The 20,932-nt window shown below is 44.9% G+C and carries 15 protein-coding genes and 1 tRNA gene; 1 reads left to right on the top strand and 15 read right to left on the bottom strand.

Going from position 1 to position 20,932, the window contains the following annotated elements; translation table 11 throughout:
* Nucleotides 1-59: 59 nt before the first annotated feature.
* From JMX18_RS06760 to epmB, 9 genes are all read right to left on the bottom strand, one after another.
* Complete coding sequence (locus JMX18_RS06760) at nucleotides 60-1,850, bottom strand: ShlB/FhaC/HecB family hemolysin secretion/activation protein (RefSeq protein WP_201586118.1); 1,791 nt, start codon at nucleotides 1,848-1,850, stop codon at nucleotides 60-62.
* A 203-nt stretch (nucleotides 1,851-2,053) separates the two neighbouring features.
* Nucleotides 2,054-2,130, bottom strand: a tRNA-Val gene (locus JMX18_RS06765).
* A gap of 98 nt (nucleotides 2,131-2,228) precedes the next feature.
* Complete coding sequence (locus JMX18_RS06770; RefSeq protein WP_201586120.1) at nucleotides 2,229-4,454, bottom strand: transglutaminase family protein; 2,226 nt, start codon at nucleotides 4,452-4,454, stop codon at nucleotides 2,229-2,231.
* Nucleotides 4,451-5,587 carry a DUF58 domain-containing protein gene (locus tag JMX18_RS06775; RefSeq protein ID WP_201586122.1) on the bottom strand — a complete coding sequence of 379 codons (1,137 nt, stop codon included), beginning with the start codon at nucleotides 5,585-5,587 and terminating at the stop codon, nucleotides 4,451-4,453. Before JMX18_RS06775 ends, JMX18_RS06770 begins: the two co-directional genes overlap by 4 nt.
* 163 nt (nucleotides 5,588-5,750) lie before the next feature.
* Nucleotides 5,751-6,815, bottom strand: a complete 1,065-nt coding sequence (locus JMX18_RS06780; protein ID WP_227674586.1) for an AAA family ATPase — start codon at nucleotides 6,813-6,815, stop codon at nucleotides 5,751-5,753.
* Nucleotides 6,816-6,852: 37 nt separating this feature from the next.
* Complete coding sequence (locus tag JMX18_RS13245; protein ID WP_265088815.1) at nucleotides 6,853-7,488, bottom strand: c-type cytochrome; 636 nt, start codon at nucleotides 7,486-7,488, stop codon at nucleotides 6,853-6,855.
* A 167-nt stretch (nucleotides 7,489-7,655) separates the two neighbouring features.
* Complete coding sequence (locus JMX18_RS06790; RefSeq protein ID WP_201586124.1) at nucleotides 7,656-9,737, bottom strand: EAL domain-containing protein; 2,082 nt, start codon at nucleotides 9,735-9,737, stop codon at nucleotides 7,656-7,658.
* A 134-nt stretch (nucleotides 9,738-9,871) separates the two neighbouring features.
* Nucleotides 9,872-11,686: a hypothetical protein gene (locus tag JMX18_RS06795; RefSeq protein WP_201586126.1), complete on the bottom strand. Its 1,815-nt coding sequence runs from the start codon at nucleotides 11,684-11,686 to the stop codon at nucleotides 9,872-9,874.
* A 105-nt stretch (nucleotides 11,687-11,791) separates the two neighbouring features.
* Nucleotides 11,792-12,799, bottom strand: a complete 1,008-nt coding sequence (gene epmB, locus JMX18_RS06800; RefSeq protein ID WP_201586128.1) for an EF-P beta-lysylation protein EpmB — start codon at nucleotides 12,797-12,799, stop codon at nucleotides 11,792-11,794.
* A gap of 196 nt (nucleotides 12,800-12,995) precedes the next feature.
* On the opposite strand from epmB, the gene efp reads away from it, so the two are divergent.
* The gene (efp, locus tag JMX18_RS06805) at nucleotides 12,996-13,568 is read left to right on the top strand and encodes an elongation factor P (protein ID WP_201586130.1); all 573 of its coding nucleotides are present in this window, start codon (nucleotides 12,996-12,998) and stop codon (nucleotides 13,566-13,568) included.
* Nucleotides 13,569-13,616: 48 nt separating this feature from the next.
* On the opposite strand, the gene JMX18_RS06810 is transcribed toward efp, so the two are convergent.
* From JMX18_RS06810 to gspD, 6 genes are all read right to left on the bottom strand, one after another.
* The gene (locus tag JMX18_RS06810) at nucleotides 13,617-15,392 is read right to left on the bottom strand and encodes a GAF domain-containing hybrid sensor histidine kinase/response regulator (protein ID WP_227674587.1); all 1,776 of its coding nucleotides are present in this window, start codon (nucleotides 15,390-15,392) and stop codon (nucleotides 13,617-13,619) included.
* A 63-nt stretch (nucleotides 15,393-15,455) separates the two neighbouring features.
* On the bottom strand, nucleotides 15,456-16,250 hold the full coding sequence (locus tag JMX18_RS06815; RefSeq protein WP_201586132.1) for a tRNA threonylcarbamoyladenosine dehydratase: 795 nt from the start codon (nucleotides 16,248-16,250) through the stop codon (nucleotides 15,456-15,458).
* Between the two features lie 24 nt (nucleotides 16,251-16,274).
* On the bottom strand, nucleotides 16,275-17,228 hold the full coding sequence (locus tag JMX18_RS06820; protein WP_227674695.1) for a TatD family hydrolase: 954 nt from the start codon (nucleotides 17,226-17,228) through the stop codon (nucleotides 16,275-16,277).
* A 131-nt stretch (nucleotides 17,229-17,359) separates the two neighbouring features.
* Entirely contained in the window at nucleotides 17,360-18,325 is a 966-nt protein-coding gene (locus JMX18_RS06825) for a hypothetical protein (protein ID WP_201586136.1), read from the bottom strand.
* An 89-nt stretch (nucleotides 18,326-18,414) separates the two neighbouring features.
* Nucleotides 18,415-18,612, bottom strand: a complete 198-nt coding sequence (locus JMX18_RS06830; RefSeq protein WP_201586139.1) for a hypothetical protein — start codon at nucleotides 18,610-18,612, stop codon at nucleotides 18,415-18,417.
* A 46-nt stretch (nucleotides 18,613-18,658) separates the two neighbouring features.
* Nucleotides 18,659-20,899, bottom strand: a complete 2,241-nt coding sequence (gene gspD, locus JMX18_RS06835; RefSeq protein ID WP_201586148.1) for a type II secretion system secretin GspD — start codon at nucleotides 20,897-20,899, stop codon at nucleotides 18,659-18,661.
* Nucleotides 20,900-20,932 lie beyond the last annotated feature (33 nt).

The raw sequence follows: 20,932 nt of genomic DNA on the forward strand, positions 1-20,932 counted from the left end.
TAGTTTTTAAGAAACACTAATTTATAACTGAGACGGTTTAGTGATATGCCTGACAGCAACTAGTACTGCCAGCCAAGACTAAAGCCGGTCACCCAATCTTTGTCACTAAAGTTGTCAGGCTGCTTAAGCGGGTAGCCGGCAAATAAATCATAGCTAGTGCGTAATGGCGTCACATAGCCTTTAACGCCAACCACGCCGCCGATCAAATGATCACCGAGCAGTAAGTCATCTTGTGCCTCGTTATCAAGCTTGACGTAACCGGCATCAATACCCGCATAGATGGCATGCGGCTTATCTCCTAAATAGGCGCTAAGCTCTTGTCTAAGTAGCGCGCCATGATCGCCACTTAAGCTGCGCTCGCCATCAAAGCCTCGCACGCTATAGCGACCACCAATGATAAAGCGCTCGTTGGGCACTAATGCCTCTGTGGCATATTGACCTTTAAAGGTGGCATGGTAATTGAGTGCTTTATCAGCAAGCTTGATAGGTTGATTGACATCAATATTGGTTTTGATGATACCGGCGCGAGCACTACCTTCATTAAATAACGCCTCAGGCGGACTGATGGCATTAAAGGCACCGGTGCCGCGCTGATAGATCACATCGCCGATCCATTGGGTGTTACCTATCATAGTCTCGTAGCCAATGCCCGCTTTGTAGCCTGCGGTTTTGCGGCGCTGTACCTCTACTTCCGTATCATCGATATAGTTATTTTGCTGTTTGGCAAAGCCGCCCGCTTTCAGGTAAGTCTTACTGTGATTATCACGATGCACTAAATGGCTTACTAGTACATCGGTATTGTAAGACTCACCGCTATAGACGTAATCTTGATTGACCCCAGCAATGGTTTGATCATAGTTATAGCCGCTGTGAGTCAGTGTGAGTTGGGTATTATCAATAGGCAGGACATAACCGACGTTATAGCCCCAGCTACCATCGCTATCCTCATTACCACCATCGAGATCATGGTTATAGGACAGATAGAGCAAATCGTTATGCCATGTTGGATTGTCTAGTGATAGCGTTACGTTACCTTGATAGACACCAGTGCTATCTTGCCCTGAATCATCAACCGTAGCCGATAAGCGCCAGCGTTTATCCTGTTGCCATTGCACTTGAATGTCGCTATAGCCTGGAGCGCTTAAACGAGTACTTGGCGCAATAGAAAAGTCGGCATCAGCAGTCGGTACCCGTTTGAAGTTCTCAAGCGCTTGCTCAATATCGCGCACGTTAAGCAGATCGCCGGACCGCATCGGCATGGCTGGTGCAAAGTTGGCAGGATTACCACTACCGTCAGTATAGATAGGACGGGACGCTTTAATGTCGGTGGCAACAATTTGATCGATGCGGCCTGGGATGAGGGTAAGAAATAGGTTGCCAGATTTAAGGTTTTGATTGTTTACTAGCACGCGGGTGGTCACATAGCCTTTTTCGATAATGCGGTTTTGGACGTTAGTGACTAATTGATTAATATCATTGACCGACAGACAACTGCCTAGCAGTGAAGACTTACCCATGGTAAACGGCGTCAGTGCAAAGCTGAATTGCTCACTTAGCTCACCGGTTAGATAGATATTATTAATATCGAAGCAGGGACTTGAAGCTAAGTCAATATTGTTAGTAGCAGAAGGGGCTATAGCAGTCGAAGGTGCTGCTTTAAAAGCGTTAGTATCGATGTTGACATTAGGATTGATGATTTGCTGTTGCTGCAACGCTTCGGTGCGCTGTTCTTGATACTGCTCAGGGGTGATCGACTGAGCACTCATACTGGTGAGAACAGTTGCTATACTTAGTGATAAAAAGCACCAAGTATAACCTACGCTATTGATATTAAAGATACTTTTATACATAAAGCCACCGTTTTCATAATGGTCAAATTATGCTGTCAACAGCTGTTCATTGCAAGCTTTTTTTCAATATCTATTAATGATTACTTCAATATTATTGAGATTGTTTTAAGGGTTTATTCGCTAAATAATCTATTTTCCGCTACATCACCTATTTTATAGGCATAAAAAAAGCCCCAATCTTTATGATTGGGGCTTTCAAAATTTGGTAGGCGTAACTAGATTCGAACTAGCGACCTCCACCATGTCAAGGTGGCGCTCTAACCAACTGAGCTATACGCCTATTTAGGTTGAGCATTTTAGCAAGTTTTGCAGACTTTGCAAGCATTTTATCTTAATAAATGCTTTTATATTTTTAGCGTATTGCCAATTTAATAATAGCTATCGCTTTAACAGCGCGGCTAACCTTTGTACCTTTTGCCTGAACTGAGTTAAAGCTTGCTTATAATTTTCATGGTTAGCTTCAAACTGACTAAGTTGCCCATAACGTAATTGACGATAATATTGCTTGATATCATCTATATATGCCTTAGCTTGTTGGTCATTATCAGGCTTGATAGCCGTACTTGCCAGCCGATCCAGCCAAGCCAGTTGCCCTTCATTATCATTTCGAGCCAGTAGCTTATCCTGCCTACTTAGACGTTTAGACAACCGCGCTAGAGGCAAATCTACCGGATGCCAACGCTTACGCCGGTGCTGCCAAATCAGTAATATCACGATCATCATCACGGCAATGGTAGTAGCCGTTAGCCAAACCATCTGCTGGGCAAATGAGCTGATATTGAACCATTTAAACAACGAGTTTGCCTGTTTATCCTGATCATAGCCGACGATGTCTTTTTGCCAATAGTAACTGGCTTGATCAGAGAAACGCCGCAGGGCTTGTAGCATCTGATACTGCTGATAGCTAATCTGCGCGCCTGCGCCCTCCCCGAATAAGGAAGCTCCACGCTGCTGAGTTAGCGCGTCCATTCCCTGCTCCACCCGTTCAGGCGCGACGAAAGCTGTGGGATCTATACGCACCCAGCCCCGTCGCTCAAGCCAAACTTCAGTCCAAGCATGAGCGTCCATTTGCCTGACTTCCCAGACGCCGCCGCTACGACTAGGCTCGCCGCCTTGATAGCCGGTGACTATTCTGGCTGGGATGCCAGCTGCACGCAGCATAAAAGTAAAGCTGGAGGAATAATGCTCACAAAATCCTGCTTTGGTCTCAAATAAAAACGCATCGATACGGTCTTGATCAAGCCGTGGCGGTGATAAGGTATAGCTAAACTCGGTCTGATTGATCCAGCGCTCAATAGCGCTCATATAGCGAACTGGATCCGCCCCAGCTTGGGCAAATAACTGCTTGGCAAGCTTGCGCGACTTAGCATTACCCTCGGCAGGTAGCGCTAGATTGATGCGCCGATCATAGTCATCTAGGATAGGATCGATATGCATGGGCGCATAACGCAAGACCTTATAACGCAGCTGCTGGGTGATAGGTTGATCTTTGAGTAAGGTAAAGTTGGAGGTAATACTAATCGCTTGCTGCTGGGCAAAGGGATAATCGAGCCCAAACAGCCAGCGCTGCTGGGTAGGCTCCAAGATAACCTCATAATTAATGGGCGCAAGCTTGTCCTTATCGGTAGCGGTAGTTAGGGCGCGCTTCATCCAGTTGGGCATCTGCCGATTTGGCTCCCACTGCCATTGGCGTTGACGCTGATTGGGACGCCAGGTAATACCATCAAAATCACTAAAAACTAAGCCACGCCAATAAAGCTGTCCTTGCGGTGGTCGCCTGTCATCAAATTCAACCCGAAAGGCCAGCGCCGTTGACTGCCCCAAATTAGCAAAGTCACCCGGCGACATACTGTCAGAAACCCCTGTTGTCGCTTGCTGTCCAGACAACTGTACCGACCATAATGGCGGTAATCTTGGGAAAAATAAGAACAACACCACGAGTAATGGCAGCGCGCCCACCCCTAACAGCGCTAAAGTCCGCAAACGCCCCTCACCACGTCTATTACCATCATCATTGACCGCAATAAATGCCAACAATACCGCCATCGTACCAAGGATAACCTCTACAGTAGCGATTAGGCTTTGATCCATCAAAAACAGCGCAGCCAGTACAAACAATGATAAATTCAATACCACATAGGCATCGCGGCGTTTATACAGTTCCCACAGCTTACTGACCAAACATAGTACTAAAAACGCCACCCCCATATCGAGTCCAAATGCCGTTTGGTAGGTCAACCATAGCCCTGCCAGCCCCATAAGAAAGCCCAGCATTTGCACGCTTTGGTAGAGTCTCTTGAAGTGGTTTGTCTTTTGCAACTTAGCTTTGATAAAGGGCAGCTGTGCGGTGATACTTACTACTGCAAAACCCATTAACCATAACGGTAGATGGGCGGCATGAGGGAGAATAACGATGACTTGAGTGATGAGCACCCAATAGTAGGCGGGTAGCGCCAACAGCTTACGATACCATTTATCTTTTACGCTAGCCCTATTTACAGCACTAGACTGACCTAACGCCAAGCGTTCAAAGTCAGTCGTTACCGGCTGGTTGGCTAAAGATGCCTTTGAGGAAAAATTACCAGTGGACTTAGAGTTAGTCATGGCGCTTTTGCTAGCCTTAGCAAGCACACTTGCGTAAACGACTCGCCATGACCGATGACAGGTTTTGTATGAGTGTCATTAGGCAGCTGCAGCTGAAAAGGCACATTGAGCTTACCCAAAGTAATGGCGCCATAAGCCAATTGTGCAAGTTTTTGCTCATGATTGGCGGCGGGCATAGCACTATAATCTAGCATCAACTCATGACCGATAGGATCAGCAAAGTGCTTGGTCAACATGCCCTGCCCGCGTGCCAGATGCGCCCAAGAGATTTGCGCCAAGGATTCACCCTCAATATAATTATCCAAACGCTCAAAGTCATCTTGACCCTGCAGCTGTTGCTTATAGTGCCCAGCTGTCGGTAGCTCATCCAAACTGGCAGCGCTATGTTGTACTTGCCAGTCAAAGGCTAGGGGCTTTGGATAAATCCAAGTGGTTCGCGCAAAATAAACATACGACCAAGCACGCATGATACCGAGCGGATAAACCGTTTTGATTTGTAGTCTTGGGAGCTCAAACCGCCCTCGACGTTCAGTAAATACAGGCATACGAATAGTTTGCTCATCGTGCAAACTTGCAACGACCACCTTGCTACTGGCTGCGCTATTTATTTTATCAACCTCGTTGTTTTTTTGGGTTGGTGATGGGCTATGGGTTTGCAGATTTTTCTTACGCGCTTTTTTAGACGCTTTTAAGGCTTGTTCTGCCCCTTGGTCAAAGCTCAGCACCAACTGCCGCCTTGGCTGTTTACTTTCGCTACGTAGCTGCAAAGTAACCCAAACCGGCTCGCCCGCTTCTGCTACCGTGACATCGAGCAAACGCACTTGCAGACCTGACAGGTGAGCAAAGGTGATATGAACACTAACCAACCAAACGCTTATTAAATAAAAGCATAAACCCAGTACTAAATTATTACCATAATTGATACCCGCAACAAAGGTAATGATTAGCAGCACTGCAAAGAGCAGCCCTTCACGACTAAAAAAGATATAGACGTTGCGCAAATTGAGCGTGGTACTGTCATTTTTGGGTGCACGTTTAGCGAACCAACCTGACAATGCAGCAGTGACAGCAGCAGAGACAGCAGCAGAGACAAAGTTTATGGGTGCCGTTAACGCTCGTGGTAAGACCTTCATGACCATCCTGTTATTGTTATAATCAGCACTCAAAAAAGTTAGAAATAATAGCTAGATAGTCAGCTGAAAGTAAAACGCTTATATAGAAGATTTAAACGCGCTACTATAGTCAATCCTAAATAAAACCAGCACGCATAAAGGAAAAAGTAACTCAAATAGCACCCTAAAACGTTACAGGCACCTCATCCAAAATACGCTCAGCAATGGTTTGCGCCGCTTGTCCACCTCCATTTAACATCGGTACAAAAGGTTGTCCTAATCTATGATCAGTTACCGCAGCAAATACCGCTTGTATATCCTCAGGCGTCACTTCTAAATGCCCAGAAACATACGCATAAGCCTGAGCGGCACGCTGTAGCGATAACATCCCGCGCGGTGACAACCCATGATACTCCTGACTGACACGGGTTTTGGCTACCAACTGCTGTAAATAATCCAGTACCACCTCCGCCACATAAACCTGCTGCACGCCTTGCTGCGCCAATAGCACCGCCTGTGTATCCAACACCGCATCCAACTCTAATAGGAGCTCGCGGCGGTCTTGACCTTGCAGTAGCGCCCGTTCAGCGGCGGGCGATGGATAGCCTAGCGACAAACACATCAAAAACCGATCCAGTTGCGATTCAGGCAAAGGGTAGACGCCTGATTGCTGTAAAGGGTTTTGGGTGGCAATGACAAAGAACGGTTTCGGCAATAGATAGGTTTGCCCATCTTGAGTGACTTGCCGCTCCTCCATCGCTTCAAGTAGAGCGCTTTGAGTCTTGGGGCTACAGCGATTAATCTCATCAGCGAGGAGTAATTGAGTAAAGATAGGCCCTTTACGAAACTCAAAACTAAGCTTAGCTGGATCGTAGACACTCATGCCCAAGATATCGGCTGGTAGCATATCGTTGGTAAACTGCACTCGGCTAAAGCTAAGCCCTAATAACTGCGCCAGCCCTTGCGCTAAAGTGGTCTTACCCATACCGGGCAAGTCTTGCAATAGTAGATGTCCCCCTGCCAGCATAGCGCTAAGTGCGAGCTTGATAACTTCAGGTTTATCCAATATAACTTGATTGAGTAGGCCTAATAACTGCGCAATCTGCTGCTGATTCGCCGTATAGTCAGGCGCTGATCTAGCGTCTATATTTGATTGAAAGGTGTTGTTACTGCTGCTATCAATAGCCGACGAGCTTTGGCAGGCATGGCTCATCGGAGTATGACTTTTATGAACACCATTTTGACGCATTATTTGTTACCTGTTTTATTAGGGTCTGTAGAACATTTTACTGAAAATCTGCGGCTGGCTTATGAGCGGCGCCGTCTAGTACTTCGACCGCTTCATTGGTCATTGCTGTCGGTGCCTCTTTATTATTAGCTTCGTTATTAGCTTTAACACCCTCTTCAAGAGCTGGTGCCTGCTCGGCCGTGCTGTCCACTTCTTCAAGTACTGGAGGATCAGCCCGCAGCGTTGACAGATAAGCAATGACATCTGCCCGCTCGCTGGCATCAGGCATAGGATCTGCGAGCATCTTTGAGCCCGGTAGCGCTTCTTCAGCATCCGCGATATAAGGATCAAGGGTTTGCGCATCCCACACCCAGCCGGAGGTCTGTAGTGCTTCACTATAGTCATAATCGGCCAAACTGGCAGCTGGAGCGCCGTATACATTCATGAGCTGTGGGCCTTTTTTATTCAGCCCGGGTGTCAGTTGATGACATTGTCCACAAGCGTCTTCATAGATAAGCGCTCCATTATCAGCATCACCTTGAGTATAAACGGGCAAAGTCACTGCATCACGATAATCAGGCGGCGTTTTTTCGCAGGCACTAAGCACTAACATGCTGATGGACAAGGCACCCATTAAGGCGGTTTTAAAAAGTTTTTTCTGACTGGATAGCATTATAAAATTACGAGATATCATGTTTTAATCTTAATTATAGTTTATAGTTTGGAAGGTGCTCACTATTGAAGAGCAGCAACGCTTTAAGAGCAGTAACTCTTGAGCAAAGCAAGATATTAAGTTACGCAAGATAATAAGTGAAGCACGATAGTAAGTGAAACAAGATAGATATTAGGGCGGTTTGAGCATTAGCCCAGAGTTATGGTTGCGCTTGGTTCTTGTAGATAATAGCCCTGCAAGTAGCGCGCGCCCACGCTCCAAGCTACCGACATGGTAGCAGCCCCTTCAATATAAGGCATCAACACATCAACTTCCAATTCATTGGTTTTGGCAATCAGCGCCTTGATAGACTCTAAATTATTGGCGTTTTCTATATCTTCCATATAGTTACGAGCCAAACGGGTCATATCAGGTTGGGTAAACTCAGCGACTTCTACTGATTTAACCGCAGTGCCAAAGTTATTGATACTTAACTGACAATCAACCGCCTTGAGCGCCGCAAACTGAGTTTTTGCTAGGCTCAAATGATTGGCGATATCTTGTTCATTAAATTGCAGGGTAAGCGCCCCTTTAGCGCCGCCAATAGCCTTGATTAATTGGCTGGCTACCTGAGGTAATTTTTTATCGATCAAAGAGCCGCTGGTCAATTGTACCAAAAGTCGGGCGTCCGGCTGCACTTTACGGATTTCACTGATCTGTTTGCAAGCATTAATCAGTACCCAGCGGTCTATTTTCTCATGGAGCTGATGCGCTTTTGCTACGGTCATAAATTGATCTGGGGTCAACACAGTATTATCAGCATCGGTTAATGGTAAGCGCAGATAGACCTCAAAAAAATCACTGCGATCGGTATTAATATCATAGATAGGTTGATAGAGGAGCTCAAACTGATTATGTGTAATTGCATTGATTAGAGATTCAGCCAATGCCTTGTCATCACTACTGGCATGGGTGCTTGGGTCATATACATGATAAGCATCACCATGATTGGCAGTCTCAATTCTAATATGATTGATGGCCTCAACTGCTCGATCAAGCAGATCAGTGGGCGGTGGTGAATGCCGATCAATATTGATCACGCCGATACTAGCAGTGGTCGTAGTGGTGCGTGCTTCCACCTCAATGAGCATATCGCTAATACCAGTACGCAGCTGTTCAGCTAAGCGCTCTATCGCTTGTATGGACTGATTTTCGACCAAAACAGTAAAGGCAGTATCGCTAAAACGGCTAATATATCCTTTATCTACTAACTGCTGAAGCTTATCCGCCACCTGCTTAGTGGTAGCATCAACCCCTTGTAGGCCTAAGCCGCTACTAATCTTGCCTATATTATCCAATTGCACATACAAAAGGCTAGCGGTGAGTAACCCTTGCTGAGCTTGTTGGTAAATGGTTGCCAAATGCTCTTCAAAACCTCGACGATTGCTCAGACCTGTCAAGCTATCTTGGCGCTCAGCCTGTGCTAAACGTTGGGCAATCTCTGCAGTATTATTGTTTTGCTGAATGATAATCTGAATGACCGGCTCGCCCTCATAGGTCGCTGCTGCCAGTTGCAAATTAGCTTCAAAAGTACTGCCATCCATACGCCGACTTTCAAAATTAAACTCAACTTGTTCACGGCTACCTTTATCGAACTGTCGTAAAAATTGCTTAAAGTCTTTGACATTATTACTACCGGCAATCAAGTCGATAATGGAGATACCAAGCAAACTGTCCAAAGACTCAAAGCCAAACAAAGCCAAATAAGGCTCGTTGGCAAAAATATGAATACCTTGATCAATATAAGCTACTGCGCTCTTAGAGTTCTTAATCAAGATATTAGCGCGCTGTTCGGCTTCAGAGAGTACGTGACGTAAGGCTTTAAGCTGGCGACGGGTGCGTAAGCCCTCATGCTGTAAGCGTATTGCAATAATGACCGAATTTATCTCATCGGTAACCAATGTTTTAACCATGCTCTCATCAATGACCGTAGGTAGTCCATCCTCGTTGCGATTATGGTCAATAGTTGCCTCACTCTCAAGAGCCATCATCGGCAAATCAATATTTTGCTCTTGTAAGGTGCCAACGATATCAGTAAAGCTCATATCATAAGCCTTACCAAATACCAAGACATCCCACTGCTGACGTAGCGCTTTGTCCAGCTCTTCTTTGTCATCTAAAAAGCCTAAATTCACCTCATCATAATAAGCACATAGCATAGTAACTAAACGCTCAGCATAAAGCTGATCATCATCAATAACTAACAGGTTAAGCAGAGAATGAGCGGACATAACAGGCCTTTTACGTTTTCTTATTGTAATATTTACGTAAGCTTACCATGATATGGTTTTGTTTTAATACTGTCCTAGCTACTTTTTTCATGGTTATTCATTAGTAATTAGATCCAGTTATATCCCTATTGAACCTAAAGTCTGACAAAACCATACTGGCTGAACTCTTTAGTACTCAGTAGACATTGCTTTAATTGTAGCCTACTTTCTTCTGTACCTATTCGAATAACAACCTTATCATTAGCATAAAAATGACCCGTAGGCATTATTAAGCTAGGACTGGTTTTTAGCTGGTCATCAGCTGCGACTATAAAGGCAGGGACAAAGCTTACCCTACGAGTATGACCGTTCTTAAAGTTGATACTATTACCTTTTCTCTTACTCATCTTTGAGTCACTATAACTCTCTAGACCTAGGCCACAGGCACTCAAAGTATGCCCGAGTATCTCCCACTCCACCTCAATCGGCTGATGCTCGAGACTAAGCCAACGTATCAAACCAAGCGACCATTTAAGCTTACTATTGTTATTAGGTCGGTGTAATAAACATAGTTTTAGCACGCTTAACGGCGGCACTTGAGTGCTGGGCTGATTACTTGGAAAAATATGAGTAGTAGCGGATAATTTCAGCACGCTAAAGGGTGAGCTGACATCAGTGCTGTTATCATTGCTATTATTAATACTATCAAGGGCAGTTACTGCAAATTCGGACATGAGCTTAGCAGAGCTCATTTGCGTCTCATACGTCTCATAACATGGCTGCTGTTCGGCAGGTAGCTTTTCAGCAGCAATCAAACGGATAAAGCTCTGCTCGCCAGCAACATGATAATGAATAGGATGGAATCCAGTAATCATTATCGCCTGCTGTTTGCTATTAGGCTTAGCAGCAATAGTATGCTGACGCTCTATATAACGGTAATTAAGCAGCTTTAAAACTTTAATGATCAAAAGGTATTCAGCACTTTGTTGAGCTAAATGGGACTTATCTGCTTTATTTTTATTTAAAGACTGTTCTAAATACTGTATTAAAGGTTTAAGCTCAATAAATAAGCACTGGTGGCGCTCATTATAAGGATTAATCGTAGTCTCTGTGGTCAGATAACTGGGAGGACGATCACTTTGCAGATCGACAAATATTCGCGTTTTGGTTTGCGGTTCAATAGTTGCACTGATATACCTTGACCAGATCGGTAACAAACGCTGCAATAGCAGAATACTAGATCTACTCATAGCACGGACATTTAATAAACTATGCAGGCACATCTGACTATAAAGCTGATGAATACTATCGGCGGTATGCACAGGATGACTGACTACATAACGAGTTAAGTTTAGCTGAGCGATATCAAATTGACAGGCTAAGCGGTAAAGCCTATTAAGCGCAGCCCAGAGATGCGGGGGTGGTTTTTGATAAAAGCTGGCGGCTTCAACCAAGAGCTTTTGATAGTTAATCTGCTGAGAATAGATAGCTATTGCTAGTAGTAGTGGTGTCGATTTATGAATTGAAAGTGGCCGCCAATTTTTGACTATAGAGCTTCGCTGGTGTTTTCTAAGTGCTGGATGCGCTGAACATTGGCTTTGCAAAATCTTATCGTAAACAGCAATTTTTAGATAGTAAAGTGTTTTGACCTTATCCATTAAGCGCAGCTGCTCTGTATCTAACCCTCCCTGCTCATACATATAATGCTTATGCAGCGTAGCGATTAGGCGATTTGCCGCCGTCTCAACAATTTTAATTGCTGCTAAGCGCTGCTCATCATCTAGATCCATAGCGGCAAGGGCGGTAAGTATTTTCTCCAATTGCTGGATTTGCTGAGCCTGCGTCTGAGCGGATAAACTGGCGGCCCATACGAGTAGCTGCTGCTCTTGATCACTCATAGCTTGGTGCGGCTGACCTATCAAAGCGTTTTTTGATGAAAAATACTTTTTGAACGTTGTCATGCTGAACATAAATACGTCCTCATACTATAGATCATGATCATTATCCCTAATGGTGCCGCTGGCTAAAGCTTACCTACCTTAAAACCGATAGTTATCCTGCCTATAATGAAGGCTCTACACCTGTTTGTAAATATCTATCGGCACCTTAAATGGTCGATTCGGCAACTCGCGTACCAGTTTTGGTACCAGATAGCCTGGCAGCTCAGCTAGCAATCGCCAATAAAGCTGCACCGCTGCGGCTTCCTCTTTATCGAAATGAGCGGCACCTGCCACTTTGTCTAATACATGCAGATAATATGGCAGCACACCTGCAGCAAATAAACGCTGGCTTAGCGCTACTTGAGTGGCTACATCATCATTAATACCTTCTAATAACACTGTCTGATTTAATAGAGTGATACCAGCGCTACGAGCACGCTGCAAATACTCAGCGGTGTTACTGTCTATCTCATTAGCATGATTACAATGCACCACCATCACAATCTGACATCGGCTCTGGGCTAAGCGCTCTAACATCTCATTATCCAAACGCTCTGGAATAACGAGCGGTAAACGAGTATGTAAACGAATGGTCGTCAACTGGCTCATAGACTCCAAAATATCCAGCCAAGCAAATAGCCGCCGATTAGAAACACTCAACGGATCGCCACCACTCAAAATTACTTCGTTAATTTCGGGATGCTGAGCAATATAAGCCTTAATATTGTCTTTTGCCTCGGACTTTGGCATATTAGCGCTATAATCAAAATGCTGGCGAAAGCAGTAACGGCAATGGATAGCACAGGCCCCAGTGACGGTTAGCAACACTCGTGATTGGTATTTGTGTAATAACCCTTGGATAGGATTCTGCTCGTTCTCTGCTAAAGGATCGGCTACATAACCGGTGACTGCCAATTGTTCTTGCTTATTGGGCAAAACTTGCTGTAATAAAGGGTCATTGGCATCGCCCTTTTTCATTTTGCCCACAAAGGCACGCGGCACTCGCAGCTCAAAATGAGCGGGTATATAGATTTGCGTACGCAAAGATTCAAGATTCAGCAGGCTAAGCAGCTCATCAACTGAGGTAATGACTGTGGATAATTGTGTCTGCCAGTTTTTTTGTGTGATTAAATGGTTTATCATGATCACCTGATACTTATACCTAAAAGCCAACATTATACGCAAAATAAGCAAATCGTCAGTGCTCTATCAAAACATACGTGTGCTACTTTATCAGTGAGTGTGGTCTTTTTAGTAAAATATTTATGAGTAAGGGCTTTTTTAGCAGTCGCTGCCGTTGCCCATCTATCGCACCACTAACTATTATTAGGAGTTTCTTGTGGCAAGTTTTTCTACCAATGAATTCAAAGCCGGTCTAAAAGTCATGCTCGATGGCAACCCGTGTGCCATCATGGAAAATGAGTTTGTCAAACCTGGCAAAGGACAAGCGTTCAACCGTGTCAAACTGCGCAACCTTCGCAGTGGCAAAGTATTGGAGCAAACCTTCAAATCAGGCGAAAGCTTAGAAGCTGCGGATGTCGTAGATACTGAGATGAACTATCTGTATAACGATGGCGAATTTTGGCACTTTATGCATCCAGAGAGCTTTGAGCAGATCCAAGCCGACAAAACCGCGGTAGCCGATGCCATAAAATGGCTCAAAGAGAACGGTAATGATCTATGTACCATTACTTTATTCAACGGCGTGCCTTTGTCTGTCACTCCGCCAAACTTTGTTGAATTAGAAATCACCGAAACCGATCCCGGCGTGCGTGGTGATACTTCTGGCGGTGGCGGCAAGCCAGCAACTTTAGAGACTGGTGCTGTCGTTCGTGTTCCGCTATTTGTTCAGCAAGGTGAAGTAGTGCGCGTCGATACTCGTACAGGCGATTATCAAACTCGCGTCAGCTGATCGTTTTTTATCGTTTACAGTTTATAAAAAGCTTAATGATTTAAATCATTAAGCTTTTTTATACGGCATTTTTTTGTCTTTATTATGCCGTAGCCAGTACTGTATCAAAGCATTTAGATATTCTTTCTTAAACGGCTTAGTACAGTAGTCTTGCATGCCCACTTTTAGATACTTTTCGCGCTCACCATCCATAGCGTTCGCGGTCAGCGCAATGATAGGTGGCAGCATATCTGGATTATAAAGCTCGTGCAGTTTAATAGTAGCCTGAATACCATCCATAATAGGCATGTGATGATCCATCAAAATAATATCATAACGCTTAGGATGCGCTGAAAAATGCTCAATCGCCTTTTGCCCATCAGTCACGTGAGTGACGGTATGACCGCCATTATGCAGTGCCCTTTTGGCAATAATAGCGTTTACCTTATCATCCTCTACCAATAAAACGTGGCCAGCATAAAGTGAGGTCGAATTATATCCTACCTCGTTTTTTTGTTTCCAGTGCTCATAGGCTTGAGCCTCCATCGCCGGCAGTGGCAATAATACCTTAAAGGTAGTGCCTTCCCCCACCACGCTATCTGCCCAAATATGCCCGCCCATTAGGTTCACCAACGATTTACAAACGGACAGTCCCAGACCGGTGCCGCCATAGAGTCGATGAGTCGATTTATCTGCCTGATTATAGGCATCGAATATCGCCTTTAAAGATTCAGGCTTGATTCCTACTCCAGTATCACTCACACCAATACACAGCGTCATATTTTGATAATTAACACCATTATCATGCGCCAAAGCAGAGCTTTCGTTATTGCTATCAGCATCATGACCGTCTTTATAATCACATAATGCAGGCTTATTAATGTTAATACTAACTTTGCCGCCTTCACGGGTAAACTTGATAGCGTTATTAACTAAATTGGCCAAAATCTGCTTAAGCCTTACTGGATCTCCAATAACGTAAGGCGATAGCTGTTCATTAAAATGATACGCCAAAGTTAAATCACGTTGACGAGCTTTGACTGCGAAAAGGTCTATCACTTGTTTGCACAAATCTGACAAGTTCATCGGTATCGCATCAACCGTCATCTTGCCGGCTTCGACTTTAGACAAGTCCAAAATACCATTAATAATAGCCAGCAAATGCTCAGTAGATAGCTTTATATTATCGATATGGTTTTGTTGCTCAAGGCTAAGCTCAGTATCATCGAGCATCTCCACCATACCGATGATACCGTTCATTGGCGTACGAATCTCATGACTCATATTAGCCAAGAATTCGGACTTCATTTGATCAGCATGCTTAGTCAGACGTTGTCTTTTTTGTAACTGTAAGGCATCGCCTGTCATCGCTGCAAACTGGGCCAGCAGCCGAGCTTGTTTATCACTAAAATCATAATGGGGCTTGGTATCCATCAAGCAAAGCGAGCCTAAACGATAAGACTTATTATCCTCTTCCAAGATAATAGGCGCACCGGCATAAAAACGCAGATGAGGCGCATGGGTAATCAGTGGATTATGCATAAAGCGCTTATCAGCACTCAAATCATTAATAATAAAAACCTCATCTGACAGCACAGTATAGTTACAGATAGCGTCTGCGCGCGCTGTCGCACATACCTCACCAAGACCTTGCGGCGCTCTGAGATACTGCGTATGCTCATCCATAAAGGTGATGGTAACAATCGGCATGTCAAAGAAGAGCTTTGCCAGCTCAGTCAAACGAGCAAAAGCAGGATCATCGTTAGTGTTGAGCACTTGGTATTCGCGCAGCTTGGCAATACGCTCGTGATCATCTATCGCTATAGGATATTTATGCTTTGACAATGCGATCTCCAAATTTAACGCAATCTGCAATTTTTTGGTTAAAGCTGAGCATTCGTTATATATTTATTGTTTGCCGAGGATTTGTAATGCTTCGCTTACCATAACCATCGCCACTACCGAGGTTATAGTGACCGCCGATCCGTAACCGCCGCAGTGCAAACCTCCGGTCTGACAGCTTTTATCGACTCGTGGTGGTTCGGTTGAGTAGACACATCTGATGCCAAACTTCTCTTTTAGGCCGCTATTGATGCCTTTTTCATGGCGTAATTTACTACGTAGCTTTGCCAGTAGTGGATCTTGATAGCAGTCCTTTAGATCGCTCACGGTGATTTGGCGTGGGTCTATCTTACCCCCTGCAGCGCCGGCGCAGATTAGCTTTAACTTATTAAATCGACAATGCAGCGCAATGGCAAGCTTGGCATCCATATCATCAACGCAGTCTAAAATAACGACAGGTTTTCGCTGTGCCGCCGCTTCTTTTGCTTGCTGGCGTGAGGGCAGTAAAGCAGTAACATTATCTGCTGTCAAAAAATCATCTATCAAATTTAGCTTAACTTTGGGGTTAATCTGATAGATACGCTCAGCCATAGCGGCAATCTTTGACTGACCAAATGTGCTATCTAGCGCCGGCAGTTGGCGATTAACATTTGAAGCTACTAGCACATCTAGGTCTATCAACGTTAGCTGCCCCACGCCCGTACGTGCTAAGGCTTCTGCCGCCCAAGAGCCCACCCCACCTATCCCAATAACATATACATGCGCGGCGGCAAAAACTTCAAAAGCGGATTGACCATAGAGCCTTTGAGTGCCTTGAAAACGCCGCTCATACTGATCATAATCGGGGGCCTGATTGCTCATACTTTACACTCTTCTTAAATATAATTACTGATAAGCCCAACTGGTTTGTAATGCTGCACAGCTATTTTTCCATAGCTGTGCAGCTAGCGTGGCGCTATCAACTTCTAAAAGCTCACTTAAGCTCTTAAGTACCCATGGTAGATTGGCGGGAACGTTTCGGTTGTACCCCTCTGCTCCTTGCCATTCATTATCTACATTCATTCCCAGCGCCGATTGATTATTAGCAGAAGTCTGGCACATAACCGGCGTCATATCCGGGCAATCGGTTTCAATAACCAAACATTCAATGCCGTAGCTATCGACCGCGACTTGAATGGCCCGCCGTAGCTTTTTTGCATTAGGATTGGTCACCTGTCCGGTCACTCCCAGCTTAAAACCAAGTTTGGCGAAAGCTTTTGCTTCTTGCTCGCCGCCACTGAAACTATGCGCAATACCGCCGAGCTTATGGGCATCATAATCATGCGCTTTTAAAATAGCTAGCGCCTCTGCATGAGCTTTACGAATATGTAGCATCACTGGCAACTGATGCTTGACCGCCATATCGAGCTGAGCATTGAAAAAACGCTTTTGCTTATCGAACTTATCTGCTGTTTTCATCTCATCGGTATAAGTATCTAACCCAATCTCACCTATCGCCAAAGGTCGCCGCTCATCGAGCATTTTCGCCATAGCCGTTAGATGAGCGTCGGTATGCTGGTCAATATAAAAGGGGTGTAATCCGAGCGCAATATGCGCTGCTGGATAACTTGGTGATGTATCTGGCGATGTACTTGGTGATGCGCTTGAGGCTGATTCTGACGGCTCAAGCTCTGACAGTGCCTGCTGGGTTTCATAAATTCTATCAAAGTGCTTATATAAATAGCCTACCAGCACTAAATGACGAACGCCTTTACTATAAGCTTTTTGTGCTTGTAGAACACGGTCCTCATCAAAGACTGGGGCATCAAAATGCGTATGGGTATCAATCATAGGATAGATATCCAATGCGGCATTGGTATTATTAGCATTTTTATTATTATTTTGTGCGGTTTCTATCTTGGACATTGATGCCTCCATAGACTTTATCAATAAAAAATTAGTTAGGCTGTGAGTTATTGGACGCTGCGACCTTAAGAGTCAACCTGATAACTTATTTTATAATTTGGTTTAATAAGCCCCTCTAATAACTCATAAGGTACAATCAAATCAACGGCATCGGTAGAGCTCTTTAAGAGCTCACCGGACTGATAAACCATGTGCAGCCCCTGCTCATCTAGATACCATTGGCGTGACAAATGCAGCGGCCACTCATCGAGGTACTGCTGTTCAACACCTTGTGACATTAACCATTGTTTTTTAGCATTTTGAAAACTCGTTAATAATTCAGCCGTACTCACCTCCGGCAGCAATATATCCTTGATATTCAGTTGCAGCTTTTTTTGCATATCCAGCATGACATAGTTAATATGCTGACGATCAGTGCCACGCTGCTGATTAGAACGAATGACAAGATAGCCAGTATCCACGGTATCAGGCGTGGCCGGATTAAAGACCACTTCAGTCTCAATACGCTGATATAGGGGTAGTGAGCTGACCATAGTTTCACTATACTCAACCTGATTGAGTAACATGAGCACTGTTTTTTTGGCGGTTTCGTCTTGACTAACTAACGGAGCTTGCGGCGCAACAACCCGCACAATAGTCTGCCACATAATACTGGTAAGCCAAGGCTGCTGGGGCGTAAAGTCTAAGATATTTAATTCAAAGTATTGGCAAGCCTTTTGGCTAGGGTCACAGTTTGGCTGACGAGCTATCGCCTGCTGCTTAGTAATTTGAATGGGTTTATCAGCAGCATTTTCCGTGACGACCGGTGTCACTTCAGTAACTATCGCTACCTCATCGTCTACCTGACTTTCTACTGCCTGATTGCTAACACTAATATCCATTCCATTGTTGGAATTGGTTTCCGCCTGCTGTTCAAATGGGGACTTTGGTTGCGGTTTACAACCGAACAAAGCAACACTGCTCATGCTAAGCGTAAGCCAAATAGAGATATAAAACCAGTAGTAAAGGAAGGTAGGCCGCTTGATAGTCATAAAGCGTAGCTATAATAGGAAAGGGGATTAAAATATTAGCACAAATTGAGTAAATAGTTAGGGTCCGTTGAACATTCAAATATTAGGGCTTATGTTTGGTTGTCGTCCTCTGCTTGACTAGAAGATGTCTGATCTTTTGGTGATAGTGGCTTAGAATTCTCTTTTGGCATAGCGCTGGACATATTTTCAGGCCTAGTTTTAGGCATAGTTTGTCGACTACTACGCCTCGGAATGAGCAATAAAGCCGTACCCACAGCACCTAAGGTTAACCATTTTTTTATTGTCATTGAAGAGTCAAACCTCCTTAAAGGTTAGTTTTAAGCCGCCGCAATATTATGGGTTTAATGGATAAGTAGTTATGCCAGCGTTTGGTCTATCAACTGGGTTAAAGCTTTGTGTCATGGACTTTTGTGGCACTTGATTGCGCTTAGGAACCAAAGGATTAAGCGGCATCAGCTCATAATCGGGCTCAATAGTACCGTCCCAGTTTTCAGTACCACTAAGCGGCAGCTGTTTAATAGTACCATTTTTATCAATCACTAACTGCAGTACGCGCATTTGATTATATTTACGCTCAGTTACGCTGGCCACTGCCCCGCCATCGCGCAAGATTGTAGGCTGCAAAAATATAATCAAGTTGCTCTTTTGGATACTGTCATTATCGGAGCGGAATAAGCGACCGATGAAGGGAACATTGCCTAAACCCGGGACTTTTTGCTGACGAGTCGTTGAATTATCACGCATCAGACCACCGAGAGCGATAGTTTGCTGGTCATCGGCTAAAATAGTGGTATTAATCAGGCTTTTATTGGTGATTAAACCATTAGCATTTCCCAAACTACCCGGCACCACTGAAGAGACTTCTTGTGAGACCTCTAAGCGCACCGTACCATTCTCGCCAATATGAGGAATAACATTCAGATTAATACCGATATCTTGACGATCAATCGTCTGAAATGGATTGGTAGAGGAGTCGGCCGTAGTGGTGAAAGAACCGGTAACAAAAGGGACATTTTGCCCTACTAAGATACTGGCTTTTTCATTATCGAGAGTTAAAATGGAGGGCATAGATAATAGATTGGCGCTGGTAGAGGAATCCAGCGCTTGCAAGATAGCGCCATAAAATTGAGTGTTACCGCTGCTATCTTTACTACTGTTACCGATACCAACCAAGGCGCCAGCAATGGAGCCTGCCGCCGCACTAATACTAGCGCCGCCTCCGGTTAAGGCTGCTGCCGCAAGGGTAGCTGCACTAGCGCCGACATTATTAAAATTGACGACCCCGTAGCCACTGTTGGCATTACCCAGTGCCCACTGCACACCGAGCTGAGTGGCATCATCACCTGACACCTCTACGATGGCGGCTTGAATCAGTACTTGCGCACGGCGATTATCTAACTGATTGACCGCTTCTTCAATTTCAAACATCAGCTCAGGATCAGCGTTCACAATCACCGAATTTTGGGTTTCATCAGCAATAATACTAAAAGGTCTGCTTGAGCTAGCCGCTGGGCTGCCGGTATTAGCGCTAGGAGAAGCAGTGGTGGTATTGTTGATAGCTCGACTAGCTCCGCTATCAACTGCGGTGCTAGCGCCGCTGGCATCGAGCAATGAGGCAGGCTCCAAAGTCGATTGGGCGCCCGTGCTGTTGATCGACTGATTGGCGAGTAATCCGCGCAGCATCTGTGCAATATGCCCTGCACTAGCATACTTTAAGCGAAAGACTCGTAAACCGCTAAGCCTGCGCGAAGGGGTAGTATCGAGCTGATTCACCATATCTTGCACTTTAGCAATCATCTCAGGACTGCCCTTTACTAGCAATCGATCACTGGCAGTATCGGCAATTACTTTTAACTGATCATTTGCTGATTGCTGTCCTGCCCCGCTGGCACTACCGACTAAGCCGCTTATCAGATCCATCATACGCTCAGCATCGACATGACGTAGAGGAATGACTCGTAGGGTATCATTAACATTACTATCTAAATCACGGATGAGCGCAGTTAATTGATTGAGACTATCGGCACGATCCGACAAGACCAAGGCATTAACCCCTGGAACAGCCGCAGCATGCGCCGATTGCGGCATTAGAGGTCGAATAACGCCCAATACTTCAGTCGCCTGAGTATTAGTTAGATAAATAACTCGAGTAGCTAGGGCCTCACCCACGCTATTACCACGCAAATCTACCGCTATACCAGATTGTTTGGCGACGTTATCAGGCACAAGCTTGGTGGTCGTCCCTGAGTCGATGGCGGCAATGCCATTGACCTGCATTACACTTAAAAATAACTGGTAAATCTCATCACGAGATAATGCCCGGTTGGAGATGACCGTGACATTACCGTTAATACGAGGATCAAGCACAAAGTTCTGCTCAGTAATGGTGGCTACTTCATTGATAAAGGCTTTGATATCTGCATCTTGCAGATTAACTTTCCAACTTTCAGCATGGGCCCACCCACAAGAGAGCGCCCATAATGGTAGGGCTAAATATAATGGCCGCCACCGGCGCAGCAGACACTGCATTGAACGACTTAAGGGTATTACTGAAAATTTATACAAACTTGCCATGATCGTCATTACCCATTTTAGGTCATTCATTAT

Source organism: Psychrobacter jeotgali, assembly GCF_904846315.1.
Lineage (GTDB): Bacteria > Pseudomonadota > Gammaproteobacteria > Pseudomonadales > Moraxellaceae > Psychrobacter > Psychrobacter jeotgali.

Excerpts from the sequence above, each read along its gene's own strand:
- JMX18_RS06830 (WP_201586139.1), bottom strand. The coding sequence starts at position 18,612 with ATGACAATAAAAAAATGGTTAACCTTAGGTGCTGTGGGTACGGCTTTA.
- JMX18_RS06780 (WP_227674586.1), bottom strand. The coding sequence starts at position 6,815 with ATGCGTCAAAATGGTGTTCATAAAAGTCATACTCCGATGAGCCATGCC.
- gspD (WP_201586148.1), bottom strand. The coding sequence starts at position 20,899 with ATGGCAAGTTTGTATAAATTTTCAGTAATACCCTTAAGTCGTTCAATG.
- JMX18_RS06770 (WP_201586120.1), bottom strand. The coding sequence starts at position 4,454 with ATGACTAACTCTAAGTCCACTGGTAATTTTTCCTCAAAGGCATCTTTA.
- JMX18_RS13245 (WP_265088815.1), bottom strand. The coding sequence starts at position 7,488 with ATGATATCTCGTAATTTTATAATGCTATCCAGTCAGAAAAAACTTTTT.
- JMX18_RS06790 (WP_201586124.1), bottom strand. The coding sequence starts at position 9,737 with ATGTCCGCTCATTCTCTGCTTAACCTGTTAGTTATTGATGATGATCAG.
- JMX18_RS06795 (WP_201586126.1), bottom strand. The coding sequence starts at position 11,686 with ATGTTCAGCATGACAACGTTCAAAAAGTATTTTTCATCAAAAAACGCT.
- JMX18_RS06760 (WP_201586118.1), bottom strand. The coding sequence starts at position 1,850 with ATGTATAAAAGTATCTTTAATATCAATAGCGTAGGTTATACTTGGTGC.
- epmB (WP_201586128.1), bottom strand. The coding sequence starts at position 12,799 with ATGATAAACCATTTAATCACACAAAAAAACTGGCAGACACAATTATCC.
- JMX18_RS06815 (WP_201586132.1), bottom strand. The coding sequence starts at position 16,250 with ATGAGCAATCAGGCCCCCGATTATGATCAGTATGAGCGGCGTTTTCAA.
- JMX18_RS06775 (WP_201586122.1), bottom strand. The coding sequence starts at position 5,587 with ATGAAGGTCTTACCACGAGCGTTAACGGCACCCATAAACTTTGTCTCT.
- JMX18_RS06825 (WP_201586136.1), bottom strand. The coding sequence starts at position 18,325 with ATGACTATCAAGCGGCCTACCTTCCTTTACTACTGGTTTTATATCTCT.